Origin of the sequence: Legionella lytica (assembly GCF_023921225.1) — a bacterium.
In the GTDB taxonomy this organism is placed as follows: Bacteria; Pseudomonadota; Gammaproteobacteria; order Legionellales; family Legionellaceae; genus Legionella; species Legionella lytica.
Genome location: NZ_CP071527.1, coordinates 223,751 through 238,503, shown reverse-complemented (window position 1 = coordinate 238,503; position 14,753 = coordinate 223,751). Strand labels below are relative to the sequence as shown.

Sequence of the window (14,753 nt, the reverse complement as noted above, 5' to 3'; positions counted from 1 at the left end):
AGCCTACTCATGAGGCGAAATGAAACTTTATTAGGCTTCCCATCAGGCTTGAAACATGAAGATATTGCATAACAGTGCGGATAAGCATTGTGCTGCTGGACTTTTCAGCCCAGCCTACTCATGAGGCGAAATGAAGCTTTATTGGGCTTCCCACCAGGCTTGAAACATTAGGATATTCCATAACAGTGCGGAGAAGTTGCCTTTGCCATGTAGGTGTTGTTGCCACATCAAGCGTATTGCTGTGGAGTTGAAAATACCCTCTTTTTGTAGGCGTTGCTCATTGAGCAATGTCTCGGCCCACTCACGCAAAGGGCCTCGTAACCACTCTGATAACGGAATGGAAAAACCCATTTTCGGACGTTCGATTAAGGTGCGAGGAACATAGCGATCTAATAATTGACGTAACGGCCATTTACTTTGCCCATCGCGTAATTTCATCGACAAGGGTAAGGTCCAGGCAAATTCAATTAGGCGATGGTCTAAAAATGGGACGCGTGTCTCCAAAGATACCCCCATTGCCGCGCGATCGACTTTAACTAAAATATCGTCAGGCAAGTAAGAAACAAAATCCATGGCCATCATTCGATTGACATCATCAAGCTGGGATAAATCAGCATGATGTTGGTCCATAAACACGTCAGGCTCAACGCCTTCAGAAACTAATAAAGAGTAAGGCTTATCATGATGAGAAACCAAGCGACGGTAAGCTTCATTCACCGAAGCACTGGCCAAGACATAAGCACCTTTATGCACTTTGCTGCCGACTTGTGAATAACGCTTCAACACGGGCAAAACCGAGGAAACACGATCCCAGGTTCGCGGTGAGAGCTGCCGCATCACTGTGGCGGCTCCCCTACGTATGGGCAGAGGTACTTTATTAATTTTATTCCACAACTTTGAGGTCATCGTATAACGATTATAACCACAGAATAATTCATCCCCCGCATCACCGCTTAAGGCTACCGTAACTTGCTGCTTCGCCAATTCAGAAACTAAAAAAGTAGGTATTTGCGATGAGTCAGAAAAGGGCTCATCGTATAGGGTCGATAATTTGGGAATTACCGCTAAAGCATCCTCAATCGTTACATACAGCTCGGTATGCTCGGTTCCTAAATGATCAGCTACCGCTTTAGCGTACTTTGCTTCATTATAATTCGTTTCATGAAAGCCAATCGAAAAAGTACGTACAGGTCGTGATGATTGCGCTTGCATTAATGCCACCACGGTGGAGGAATCAATACCTCCAGAAAGAAATGCACCAAGCGGTACATCAGCAATCATTTGTTGGGCAATCGCATCTTTTGCCAGACGCTCTAATTCATCAATCGCCTCATGCACATCCCCTTTGAACGGAGAGGAAAAACCCGTCAATGCCGTCTGAGTTGCGGACCAATAATTTTTCACTACTGGCTGTGGAGTTTTTAAAGAAAGCTGTAAGAACGAGCCCGGAGCTAATTTATAAATGTTTTTATAAATTGAATGAGGTGCAGGAATGTAGTTATGACGCAAAAAAAGAGCTAGAGCATCGGGATTAAGTTCTTTTTTAAAATCAGGATGTACCTTGAGTGCTTTTAATTCCGAGCCGAAAAGAAAGGCTTCATTCTGCCAACCATAATAAAGCGGTTTTTCGCCAGCCCTGTCTCGTCCTAAGGTTAATGTCTGTGACTGTTTATCCCATAGGGCAAACGCGAACATACCAATACTACGTTCAATCGTCTGTTCAATACCCCAGGCTTCAAAGCCTGCCAACAATGTTTCCGTATCCGAATGACCGCGCCAAGTTGGCAATGCCAGTTCTTCTCTAAGTTTTAAATGATTATAAATTTCTCCATTAAAAACAATCATGTAACGACCATTGGCTGAGACCATTGGTTGATGTCCTGCGGGAGATAAATCTACAATAGCCAGGCGAGTATGGGCTAATCCAATGCCAGCTTGAGCATCAAACCAGATTCCCTGATCATCAGGACCTCGATGTGCAATAGACAGACACATAGCAGACAACAATTGCTCTGCCCCAGATGCCCAATCCGTTCGAGATAAAATACCTGAAAATCCACACATTAATGAGATAACTCCTCAATGTCCCGATACAACGCATAAAAGCGTTCCCGAGCTCTGTCTATAGAAAACTGGTCGCGTACACGAATGGCGGCCTTTTCACCTAAAAATCGGCGTTGCTCCGTGGGCATACAAATGACTTTGGTTAATCCGGCTGCCAATGCCATCGGATCATCAGCAGCAACGATTACTGCGGTATCACCAGCCAACACCTTGGCATCACCCACATGAGTGGCAACACAAGCTAATCCCATAGACATGGCTTCGCCTAAGCCATTGGGAAAACCTTCTGTACGTGATGGCATGCAAAATACGTCCATAGCCGCCAAACATTCGGGAATATCGTGGCGCTCACCAAGTAAAAGAAATGATGAGGCTAAGCCAAAAGAATCCAGCTGTTTTAATAATTCAGTATTGTTGTAATCACAACCACGCCCAACTAATAAAAAACGAACCTTTTGATTATGCACACGCTCCAAAAGAGCGACGGCATTAATAAAAACATCTTGTCCCTTATCCAAGTGCAGGCGCCCAACACAACCGACAACAAACTCATCTGCCCCCAGCCCAAGTTCTTGTCGTACTTTAGTTGCATCAATTTGTCGCGCATCAAAGCGAGCAAAGTCAAAACCATTATGGATAACCAACATTTTTTTCTGATTATATCCATAAGATACATGGGTGCTTTTGGCCGCCTCTGCGACACAGATAATTTTTTTAGGTACCATATAAGAAAGTAATGCACAAAACCGCATTAACACATAGGTCATCCTGCTATTACGAGGCACATAAGTATTGCGAATACCCCAAATCACATTGCTACACCCCGCCATACGAGCCGCCAAGCCACCAAAAAAATCAGCATGGTACATCCAGGTTTGGATTATTGCCTTTTTATGCGCTTTTAGTAACTTAACTAAAGCCCAAAAATTAGCAGGAATAGCTGATATGCGATTAAAATTAAATACATGAACCGTGAAACCCTGTTCTTGCAAGGTTTTACCGATGGTACCCAAACCACTGAGTGAAATAACTAATGCATTGTCTATAGAATGGGGGTCTGACAGTAAAAGACGCTTGAGCATCTGCTCGGCCCCTCCTACTTCTAAGCCAGTGATAATATGGATAATCTTATTGGGGTCAGTCATTTGTATATCCTATTCGCATTCATATAATTTAACTAGCCAATGCATAAGACTGCGGACGAAGTTGTTTTGGGTTATATCGAACACGCTCGTAGCTAAGGAAAATTAAATACACTACGATGAACGGCAATTTATAGCGAACGATGGTACCCACATTGCTAACAATTAAACCATACATACACATCCCCGAAAGGAAAAAGCAAAACCACATTAAGGTTTGTTTTGGTAGTACTTGATAAGAACGCCAAGTAAACACAGCCAGAATCCCGACAACAGCAACATTTTCGAACGCTTGTAACAACTGCAATTTAGTCTTTGCCATCCACGGCAAAGGGTAAAACAAGGCCCGAAATAACCCCAAGGCTATCTGCCAGATGCAATCTCCCACGCTAACAATAGCTTGGTAATCAGCCAACTGGCCACCATCTTCTAAATACATGCTTAAGCGGTAATATTCAATTTTGCCAACCAGAAGGGGAAACGCCAGATAAAACAAAGCGCCAAAGACAGTAAGCAGCGCTAGCAATTGTTTCTTGGAATAATGCAGATTACTGTACTTATCAAAAAGATAGATGGTAGAAAAGAGTACTACCAATAATGCGTTTTGCATTTTTATTTGCACCAGTAAAATCAGGCAAATAAGCGTAAATACGTACCATCCACGCATTAAGGTCCATAAGGCCAGGAGCATCATCGTGCAAATCAACATATCGCGCAAGCCTAAGGAGCTGTATAAAATTAGGCTAGGATAAAATAATAAAAACCATAAAACCCAACCACGTAGTCTTAATACTGCAGAGGCCCAAATAAATACCGAAATCATTAAAAACTTATTAAAAAAGCCCAGACTATTTACCGTTTCGACAAAAGGTAAGGGAAAAAAGGCATACATATAGGCAGCTTCAGTGACTCGTGAATTATAGAAATTAGAGTTGTAGTTAAAATCTCTTATAGCACTGAGCATATGCCAATACGTAAACTGATCTGGCATATAACGAGGATCAAATAATACCCCATTCAAACAAAAGGGAACAAAACTGAGAAGTGCCAAACAAAAGGCATGCGAGGCCTTAATTTTACCTAATAAGTATGCGGCAAAAACAATCATGAGGCATACCAATAAATTGGGTAAATCCCAAATCATGATTTACATCCTCGCGTTGATAAAGAAAGCTCTTTGTAAATATTAAGATGAGCATCAACAATCCGCTCTATAGCAAACTCGCGCTCTGCCAATACGCGTCCAGCATTACCTAATTGTTGGCGATATGCATGATCTTCAATTAATTGCTTCATCGTTAAGGCCAATGCTTGGCTGTTACGTGCGGGCACTAGTAACCCCGTTTGGTTAGGCTCAATGGCATCGCGACAACCGGGAACATCCGTGGTGATAACCGCCCGCCCACATGCTGCAGCTTCAACCAATACCTTGGGTAAACCTTCTCGATAAGAGGGTAATACGACCAAATTCACCTGCTCCATTAATTGGGCCACATCATCACGAAACCCCAATAGTTCAATAAAGCCTTCATTACGCCATTGGACTAATTGCTCTTTATCAATGCAGGCTGGATTTCCTTCATCAATGTCGCCAATTAACAAAAACTGTGCCTCAATACCCTCAGCTTTAAGCTGCTTGGCTGCCGCCACATATTCCAACACACCCTTATCTTTTAATAAGCGTGAAACCATCGCCACCACAATTTTATCAGTGCGCTCTGGCAAGGCCTTATAAGCATTTAGATCCACACCGGAGCCACGAATTAATATTGTTTGATCCACTGTACAGGTAGCATTTTGCAAAAAGACTTGGCGGTCATCAGGATTTTGAAATATCACCTTCAAATAAGCATGACCAAGGGCAAGTTTATATAATTGGCTTACGCCCTGGCGCAATAGCTTAGTCTTGGTTTGCTGTGAGGTGAATAAATAGCCTAGGCCAGAAACTGCAGCCACAACTGCTGGGACTTTCAGCATACGCGCAACTAAGCCACCATATAAAATGGGCTTAATCGTGACTAAGTGCACTAAATCTGGTTTCACTGCACGCATCAAACGATAAAAAGCAAATAAACTTTTCAATTCCGCAATAGGGTTTTTACCACTGCGGGATAAAGGAATCGCATGAAAAATTAATCCGGCATCTTTAATCTGTACACTAGCTTGAGCTTTAGGAGTAGCGACATGTACCTCAAATCCATTTTCCTTAGCCGCAAGAGCCAAAGGTAAACGATGAGAGATAAAAAATGCTGCATCATTAACTATGAACAACAATCGTCGCTCGCTCATCTTGCTCCTATAAACGTAAATCGCTGTGGTCAGCGGGGAATAGATATTTCAAATCATAAAGTACATGCTGCGCTTTGCCAAAAGAACGAATCGCAGTAATGCCCATTTCTTTAAACTGTTGGTGAGCAACGGCTATGACAATCCCATCATATGCTTGTTGTTCTGGTTGTTCAAGCAGGCTTAAACCATATTCATGAGCAACATCTTCCGCTGCAGCCCAAGGGTCGCACACGTCAACCGCAACATTATATTCTTTAAGCTCATTGATAATATCAATAACACGTGTATTACGAATATCTGGGCAATTTTCTTTAAAAGTTAACCCCATGACCAAAACCCGGGCACCTTGAACATGAATACGTTCTTTCACCATGGATTTAATCAGTTGGGAGACAACGTAAGCCCCCATACTATCATTTAAGCGTCGTCCCGCCAGAATGATTTCCGGATGATAACCTATCGCCTGCGCCTTATGGGTTAAATAGTAAGGATCCACACCGATACAGTGCCCCCCTACTAAGCCTGGACGAAAAGGCAAAAAGTTCCATTTGGTCTCAGCGGCTTTTAACACTGCCTCGGTATCAATGCCTAATTTATTGAAAATAATAGCTAACTCATTAATCAGCGCAATATTCAAATCACGTTGTGTATTTTCAATAACTTTTGCAGCCTCAGCAATCTTAATGCTTTCAACTTTATGAGTTCCTGCCGCAATAATTTGCTTATAGAGCTCATCAACGATTTCAGCAACTTCGGGTATAGACCCCGATGTTACTTTCATAATATTAGTGACCCGATGTTGTTTATCACCAGGGTTTACACGCTCAGGGCTATAACCGGCAAAAAAATCACGGTTAAATTTCAGACCAGACATCCGTTCAAGAACAGGGACACAGACTTCCTCCACAGCCCCCGGATAAACCGTAGATTCATAAACAACAATCGCCCCAGATTGCACTATGGAACCTACCAACTCACTGGCCTTAATTAAAGGAGTAAAGTCTGGGCGCTTATGTTCATCTATGGGGGTAGGCACGGTGATGATGTAGGTATCACAAAAAGCAATTTCCTGCACATTAGCCGTTAAATATAAATGGCGCGCGTCAAGCAATTCAGCACGGCTTACTTCTAAGGTACTGTCATGTCCTTGTTTTAACTCATTTATGCGATCTTCATTAATATCAAAGCCCATGACTGAGCGTACTTTGCCAAATTCAACTGCTAATGGCAAACCTACATAGCCTAAACCGATTAGTGCAAGTTTTCGTTCATCAACCGATGTTAACATCAAAATTTCATCCATTCTTTATGGGTCGCCCCTAATTCATCATACTTCTATGTTGACTTGTTGTTTTATATTTTGACCCTTAGATACTGCATAATAATCAAGATACCACGCGACAAAATGCTTTACACCTACTTCCACGGGAGTTCCTGGTCTATAACCAACGTCCTGCATTAGCGCATCAACATCAGCATAAGTATCAGGCACATCACCAGGCTGCAGAGGTAATAAATTCATTTTGGCTTTTTTACCTAAACATTCTTCCAGCACTTCAATATAGCGAAGCAAGGGTACAGGGCTACTATTGCCAATATTATAAACTCGCCAAGGTGCTGCACTGGTTCCTGGATCAGGAGATTCCCCTGACCACTCTAGATTCACTTGTGCCACTCGATCATGGACGCGGATTATACCCTCAACAATATCATTTATATAGGTAAAATCGCGACGATGATTACCAAAATTAAAGACATCGATAGGCTCATCATTAAGAATCTTACGCGTAAAATTAAAAATTGCCATATCCGGTCGACCCCAAGGACCATAAACGGTGAAAAAGCGTAGCCCAGTTGTGGGTAATTGGTAGAGGTGGCTGTAGGTATGAGCCATTAATTCATTAGCTTTTTTCGTTGCAGCATACAAACTTAAAGGATGGTCCACATTGTCATGAACCGAAAATGGCAATGTTTTATTCGCACCATAAACTGAGCTTGAAGACGCATAAGACAAATGCTCAATATGATGATGTCGACAACCTTCCAGAATATTCATAAAGCCAACGATATTACTGTCAATATAAGCATGTGGATTTTCTAGTGAATAACGCACACCGGCTTGCGCCCCCAAGTGGATCACGCGTTGGAATTCATGCTCAGCAAATAATTGTGCAATAAGCTCTCGATCAGCAAGCTCCATACGAATAAATTTAAACTGAGAATAATCAGCTAATTTTTGCAAGCGTGCCTTTTTAAGGTTCACGTCATAATAATCATTAAGATTATCAATCCCAATAACCTCATCCCCTCGCTCACATAATTTTTGTACTACATGAAACCCAATAAAACCTGCGGCGCCAGTCACCAAAACCTTCATTAAACCATCCTTAACTTATCTGTACACTCAAGCTTTGTGTGCTAAAGAGTACGAAAAAAAATAGCCACATTAAAATGCGATTATCATAGCATAAGGAACTCATGTATTTCATACAGATTAGGCGTGTAGATGGGTGTTTTATTTACTTTTTTTTCGGGTGCCCTAATTGCTTGCAATAAATGCTACTTACTCCAGGAATTCGCTACGCTGCTGACTTCCCGGTTGCAAGCAACCAGGCTACTTTTATAAGTATGTGGCAAGAACAATTTAAGTAAGGGTCATTTGTTGTAAATGACCAGAACGTCCTATGAAATTATTGGTAACAATTGGGGTTTCAGTGTGGCAAATAAATAACTTGAGCCAACTTCGGATAAATGATTGTCATCGCTATAGTAAGGCTCCCCTTGAGCATTCAAAGAATGACAAATCGTCGCATTACAGAATACCGAATAAGGATCGAAGAAATAAGTTTTTGGGCTATGTTGCGCAAAATATTTTAGAACCTTATTGATATTAAGCGCTTTAATATTTGATTCGGCACGAGTATCAATTTTTGTAATACAATTGGTCTTAGATAAACTAGGACGAGTTAAGCATGCAAATGGATCTTTAATACCAGCCCCAGGAACATCACCCAAGATAATTAACGTTCTATCCCCAATTAATTGGCGTAATTGGCCAAGCTTAATCAATAAAGGCTGATAGTCTTTTCTCTGACTGCTCATTAAATCAATATGCCATGGTTGTTGATTGCTTAAATCCTTGGCCATTAAAATTTGGAATAACCAGTATTGAGAAACAATCAAAATTGAATCAGGCTTTTTTTGTAATTGAGCCAACCCTTGTTTTAATACATTAGGGCAAATCTTATTCCAATCATCCCCTGGAGTGGTACGTGATAAATCCGGCAGGATCAAACAACTCGAACCGGCTATGTATATGGATTTATGGTAGGGTTTTGCGATTTCATTGGCTAATCCATACTGCAGCATTTGCGCATGGCTATCTCCCAGTAAAACAATGTCTGGCGTATCATGCTCTGCTTTATAGGTCCAGCCAAAGGGATAGGCAAAGCCTTGGCCACCAAAATGAGCTTTATGATAATCCAGAGCAATTTGCCCGGGACTAAATTGTGGGCCATCAAGTGCAGGAATCCGCCACAATAAGCCATGACTTAAATACAAAGCAAAGCCACAACTAGCAGTTAAAGCAATGCCTGGAATCCATTTCATAATTAACATATGTTGTGCTTTCATACCTTGGGCTGGCGTATGTCTAAATGGTTGCTCAATAAAATAATAACTAAATAGAGCAGCCAATAAGGAGCAAAGAAGGAGGGATAACTGTACCCCAATAGTGCTAATTTCTGTAGCGCTTACATAGGAATAAAATACGAGTATTGGCCAATGAACTAAATACAGTGAATAGCTGATTAAGCCTATACTGACAACAACCTTGTTGCTAAAAAGTCGTCCCATGTACCTGGCATTCCCACCATAAATAACTAAGGCAGCCCCCAGAGTTGGAATTAATGCATTATACGAAGGAAACAAGGTATCTTTGCTAAAAGTTAGCACAGAGTACAACATCATGCCCAAACCGAGAAGACAAGCCAGCTCGGTGAAAAACGACTGTTTTGGTTTGTACTTAATGAGCCAAACCATCAACGCTCCAATACAAAATTCAAAAAATCGAAAAGGCATCAAATAAAAGAGCGCCGTAAGATAACTCTTTTGGAATAGTAAGTTTAAGCCAAAACTAATTAAGCCTAAAACAATAATCGTCAAAGGCAAAAAGCGTTTATTTAACTTGGTTGCTACGATAAATAAAATAAATGGCCAAACAAAATAAAACTGCTCTTCAACGCCTAAGGACCAGGTATGTAATAACGGCTTGTATATGGCGTTTGCATTGAAATAACCACTTTCAAATAAAAAGAGACAGTTGGATACAGAAAATGCGGCAGCCGCTACAGTACGTCCCAACGCGCGTAAATGGCTTGGTGCTAATAAAATAAGTCCGGCCACCAGGCTACAGAATAAAATGAAAAAGAGTGCCGGAAAAATACGTTTTATTCTACGGCAATAAAAATTGGTAAAATTAAATGAGCCTGTTTGGGTAACTTCATTGACAATTAAGCGAGTAATTAAAAAACCGCTAATGACAAAGAAAATATCTACCCCAACATAACCGCCTGTGATGTGGGCAACATTAAGATGAAATAATAATACAGAAATAACGGCGAATGCTCTTAATCCATCAATGTAACTAATGTATTTATTTTTATTCTTTTGTAACATGATTAATCCATAATAAAGAACGTTACCGGGATAAATGGATACCGCGGACAAGCCGCGGTTATTCGTGAAGTGCCATTGCCCTCTGGCCCAACCTACTCCTGGCTTAAGTGCGTTCTACGCTCATGCATTGTTTCCACACTATTAATTACTGTCTGACGGCAAATTTCCCGCATCACCGGAAGATCTTCTAATGCCACACCATCATGAATAGAGTAAGCGATAAGAAAACTATCTCGCCATATTTTTTCATTCAAGCGCTCTTTGGACTTCATCCACAAGGCAATCCAGAGAAAATGAAATTGCCATTTATCGCGATGATGCTCCATTTCTTCAGCAAATACTTCGGACATTGCCTGTTCTAAATTACAGACACGGATACCATCAACAAAGCTGCTGTTATGATTCACGATTTTATCAATTACCGGATTTTCTATATACCAGGATTCAGTAAAGGCCTTGCTTTTTAACCATGACTTTGAGCGCTGTAAAGATGCTGTAATTGCCTCTGGGGTAAATGGCGTTATTTGCACACTCAATTGCTCAAACAGGCCATCTAAATCCAATTTATGCGGACGTAAACGCAAACCTAATAACTCTTGAATTTCTAAAAAATGTACATGCGGAATATCGCCATGCGCAATGGTTTCTGCTAGAAAATGTTCAACCATCATAGTGAAATAAGGCAGGTCAACATCACGTAAGGTGACGTTTTCATCAAAAGCCTGGCCGTAATAATCTTTTACTTCCTTCGCACTAACAATCGGAGTCATCCACGCATCTTTAATTCCTATGTTGTACTTAAGTAATAATCCACAAAGTCGGTTTTTTCTATTTTTGCGTGCATGAATAAAAATACCTTGGGCTCCGGTGCCGTCGACCTCCGTCGCTTTAATACTCGCAATCGCTTTTTCACTCTCCGGTGTAAACACCACTCCTTTCTTACGTTGAATTTTTATCCAGCTATTAAATAGTGGATGATAACGTTCGGGATACCAATGCATTATATTTTGCAATCGTGATAATGAGGCAGAAGAAAAGGTAACCTGATCGATAATTTGTCCCAATGTTGTAATCGCAATATCCCTAACCTCGGCTTTGGGATGCAGTAAGGTAAATAGCGCGATATCAGCACCCTCTTCAATACTGTATAAATCGATGATTAAATCCGTGAAAAAGTCAGCCGGCATTGCATAGCTTTGCGCGAAAAAATTTTCTGCTATTTCAAAAACACTGAGGTCAGATAATTCATGAATTAAATCGCGAATTGCATCTAAGTGAGAAGGAAGCTCTTCACCATCAAGTAATTCGTCCTCAATGCGATCTTCTTCTTGATTTGCTAAATCAAAATAAGCATTTTTTAATTCTTCACTTAATTCAACATGCGCTTCATAGAAAGAATTTAAAATGGGTAGCCAAAAGCTTAAGCTGTGTTTTTGCGAATAAATAAGTTCAGCTAAATGGTCCATCAAATTAAACAAGACCTTTGCACTTAATTTATTATTGGCCTCGGCTGCCCCTTGCAGCTGCGCCACACAAATATCTAAAGCAAACACGCAGGCTGAATAAACAGCCAGGCCCTCTTCTAGGTTTTCCTCAAGATTATTTATAATATCAACAAGTTTAAAAGAAAGTTCTGGTTGTTGAAAAAACAGCATATATAATTGAGGATCAGGATCCGCCTTTTGCTCAATTAATGTTGCCATTTCCGTAAGTAAACGTTGCAATTCTGCCGAATCATTGGTCATATTATTTTAGGTACCGGTCTTGATTTTCCATGTTCATCAATAGCGACAAAAATAAAAACACCTTCTGTCACTTGATAAGGTTCGCTTTGCGTTGTAGCAGGCAAGGCCCATACTTCTACATTCATGGTCATGGAGGTCTTCCCCTGTTTGACCAGGGTAACATAGCAACTGATCAGATCACCTACATGAACAGGTTTTAAAAACGACATTGAATGAATAGAAACGGTTGCTACCCGTCCAACAGCGAGCTTTTTTGCCAAAACACCTGCGGCTAAGTCCATTTGCGACACGATCCAACCGCCAAAGATATCACCGTTTGCATTCGTGTTGGCAGGCATTGCCAAAGTTTGGATGGTTAATTCGCCTTTTGGGGAATATGTCATTGGTTCCACCACTTATTAGTTATATAGGTAGGGCTTTGTGGCACATAGACCCGTATTAGACTGTACTAATACGGGCTACGCTTTAGTTTTAATTACGCTTTAACTTCGCTAACGCATCCGCCATCGCCGTGTTAAACACCGTCTTTTTGACTGGTTCAGCTTTTTTAGCCATCTCAGGTTTCTTACGATGTTCAGACCGAGCTCCCTCAGGTTGTTTCTTCGCCTCTGGAGCCTTCGCTTTTTTCTTAACAACTGGTGAAGAAGATTCCTCTTCCAAACGCATGCTTAAACCAATACGCTTGCGTTCTTTGTCCACTTCAACCACTTTGACCGTAACGATATCGCCCGCTTTAACTACTGTACGCGGATCCGTAATAAATTTATTGGTCATCGCTGAAATATGGACCAAGCCATCTTGGTGAACCCCAATATCAACAAAGGCACCAAAGTTAGTGACATTACTCACCACACCTTCCAGAATCATTCCTTCGTGTAAATGCTCAATGTCTTCAACGCCTTCTTTAAATTGTGCTGTTTTAAACTCGGGGCGAGGATCACGGCCTGGCTTTTCCAATTCACGTAACACGTCGCGAATTGTTGGTAGACCGTATTGGTCATCAACGAATTGTGCCGCATTCACGCTATTTAAAGCATCTTTATTACCGATAAGCTCTAAAATCGCAACCTTTTTATCTGCAATAATTTTTTCTACTAACGGATAAGCTTCAGGATGAACACAAGATGCATCCAAAGGATTATCGCCATTCATAATACGTAAGAATCCAGCAGCTTGTTGGAATGCTTTTTCACCCATACGGCTAACATTCTTCAATTGCATGCGATTACTAAACGCACCATGTTCATCACGATATTGGACAATATTCTTCGCTAAAGTCTCGTTTAAACCAGAGATATGCGATAGTAGTGCTGCGGAAGCAGTATTAACATCCACACCAACCGCGTTCACACAATCCTCAACAACCCCTTCGAGACTGCGCGCTAAACGGGCTTGGTTTACATCATGTTGATACTGACCAACCCCAATAGACTTCGCTTCAATTTTTACTAATTCCGCTAAAGGATCTTGTAAACGACGAGCAATAGAAACCGCTCCGCGCAAGGTCACATCTAAATCAGGGAATTCTTGTGCCGCAACTTCAGAAGCAGAATAAACAGAAGCTCCAGCTTCACTGACTACGATTTTGGTCAGTTTTAAGTCTGGGTACATTTTAATTAAATCGGTAACTAAACGTTCTGTTTCACGTGAACCAGTCCCGTTACCAATACTAAGTAAATTCACTTGGTGTTTTGCAGCAAGCTTAGCCAAATCAGTAATGGATTGATGCCATTCGTTTTGTGGTGCGAATGGATAAATAACAGAAAAATCCAAAAGCTTCCCAGTCGCATTAACCACAACTACTTTCACCCCAGTTCTAATCCCCGGATCAAGACCAATGGTGATTTGTGGGCCAGCAGGAGCGGCAAGGAGTAAATCGCGCAAGTTTCTAGAAAATACTTTGATGGCTTCTTCATCGGCCATTTCACGTAAACGAGTCAATAATTCCAACTCAAGTTTAGTGAATAACTTCACTTTCCACGTTAAACGAACAGTTTCTAATAACCACGGATCGGCTGCTCTTTGCTGATCAGTAATCTTAAAGTGAGCTGCGACTTTAGTTTCACCATAAGCCAAATCCGTTTCTGGTAAGGTGAGGCTAACTTGTAATACACTTTCTCGACGGCCACGGAATAAAGCCAAAGCACGATGAGAAGGTATTTTCTTAATGGGCTCTTCATAATCAAAGTAATCTGCAAATTTATTCACAGTTTCTTTCTTCTTCGAACTACCCACGGACTTCACAATAGCATGCTGCCATAAGTATTCGCGTAATTCATTAATTAAGTCCGCATCTTCAGCAAAGTGCTCCATTAATATGTGACGAGCACCTTCAAGAGCCGCTTTAGCATCTTCAATACCGACCTCAGCATTAATAAACTGCGCTGCATGTACTTCAGGATCCAGTGCAGGATCATGCCATAATGCATCCGCTAAAGGCTGTAAGCCTGCCTCTACGGCGATTTGCGCTTTAGTACGACGTTTCGGTCTATAAGGCAGATATAAATCTTCAAGACGAGTTTTAGTGTCTGCGGCAAGAATACTTTTCTCTAACTCTGGAGTTAATTTTTCTTGTTCCCGAATGGACTGCAAGACTACTTCACGACGTTCATCCAATTCACGCAAATAAAGCAAACGTTCAGCAAGAAAACGCAATTGCGAATCGTCCAATCCTTCCGTAGCCTCTTTACGATAACGTGCAATAAAAGGCACTGTTGCTCCCTCATCCAGCAAACGAATCGCTGTTTCAACCTGCGCAACTTTAACCTTAAGTTCTTGCGCAATAATTGACGCTGACGTCAACATCTCTTGAGTCATTTACATCCCCGAATACATG

General features: G+C 41.3%; 10 protein-coding genes. All 10 read right to left on the bottom strand.

Annotated elements, in window-relative coordinates:
- Window positions 1–138: 138 nt before the first annotated feature.
- On the bottom strand, window positions 139–2,064 hold the full coding sequence (gene asnB / locus J2N86_RS00940; RefSeq protein WP_252580337.1) for an asparagine synthase (glutamine-hydrolyzing): 1,926 nt from the start codon (window positions 2,062–2,064) through the stop codon (window positions 139–141).
- Window positions 2,064–3,209, bottom strand: a complete 1,146-nt coding sequence (locus J2N86_RS00935) for a glycosyltransferase family 4 protein (RefSeq protein ID WP_252580336.1) — start codon at window positions 3,207–3,209, stop codon at window positions 2,064–2,066. The genes asnB and J2N86_RS00935 overlap by 1 nt, the downstream gene beginning before the upstream one ends.
- Before the next feature lie 28 nt (window positions 3,210–3,237).
- The gene (locus J2N86_RS00930; protein ID WP_252580335.1) at window positions 3,238–4,350 is read right to left on the bottom strand and encodes a hypothetical protein; all 1,113 of its coding nucleotides are present in this window, start codon (window positions 4,348–4,350) and stop codon (window positions 3,238–3,240) included.
- Window positions 4,347–5,495 (bottom strand): glycosyltransferase family 4 protein, encoded by a 1,149-nt coding sequence (locus J2N86_RS00925; protein ID WP_252580334.1) that lies wholly within the window; start codon window positions 5,493–5,495, stop codon window positions 4,347–4,349. Before J2N86_RS00925 ends, J2N86_RS00930 begins: the two co-directional genes overlap by 4 nt.
- A 7-nt stretch (window positions 5,496–5,502) precedes the next feature.
- On the bottom strand, window positions 5,503–6,783 hold the full coding sequence (gene tviB, locus J2N86_RS00920) for a Vi polysaccharide biosynthesis UDP-N-acetylglucosamine C-6 dehydrogenase TviB (protein ID WP_252580333.1): 1,281 nt from the start codon (window positions 6,781–6,783) through the stop codon (window positions 5,503–5,505).
- A gap of 39 nt (window positions 6,784–6,822) precedes the next feature.
- Complete coding sequence (locus tag J2N86_RS00915) at window positions 6,823–7,872, bottom strand: NAD-dependent epimerase (RefSeq protein WP_252580332.1); 1,050 nt, start codon at window positions 7,870–7,872, stop codon at window positions 6,823–6,825.
- Window positions 7,873–8,177: 305 nt separating this feature from the next.
- Window positions 8,178–10,172, bottom strand: a complete 1,995-nt coding sequence (locus tag J2N86_RS00910; protein WP_252580331.1) for an acyltransferase family protein — start codon at window positions 10,170–10,172, stop codon at window positions 8,178–8,180.
- Window positions 10,173–10,264: 92 nt separating this feature from the next.
- Window positions 10,265–11,917, bottom strand: coding sequence for a hypothetical protein (locus tag J2N86_RS00905; protein WP_252580330.1), 1,653 nt, complete (start codon window positions 11,915–11,917; stop codon window positions 10,265–10,267).
- Window positions 11,914–12,300, bottom strand: coding sequence for an acyl-CoA thioesterase (locus J2N86_RS00900; RefSeq protein ID WP_252580329.1), 387 nt, complete (start codon window positions 12,298–12,300; stop codon window positions 11,914–11,916). The genes J2N86_RS00905 and J2N86_RS00900 overlap by 4 nt, the downstream gene beginning before the upstream one ends.
- Before the next feature lie 88 nt (window positions 12,301–12,388).
- Window positions 12,389–14,734, bottom strand: a complete 2,346-nt coding sequence (locus J2N86_RS00895) for a Tex family protein (RefSeq protein WP_252580328.1) — start codon at window positions 14,732–14,734, stop codon at window positions 12,389–12,391.
- Window positions 14,735–14,753: the final 19 nt, after the last annotated feature.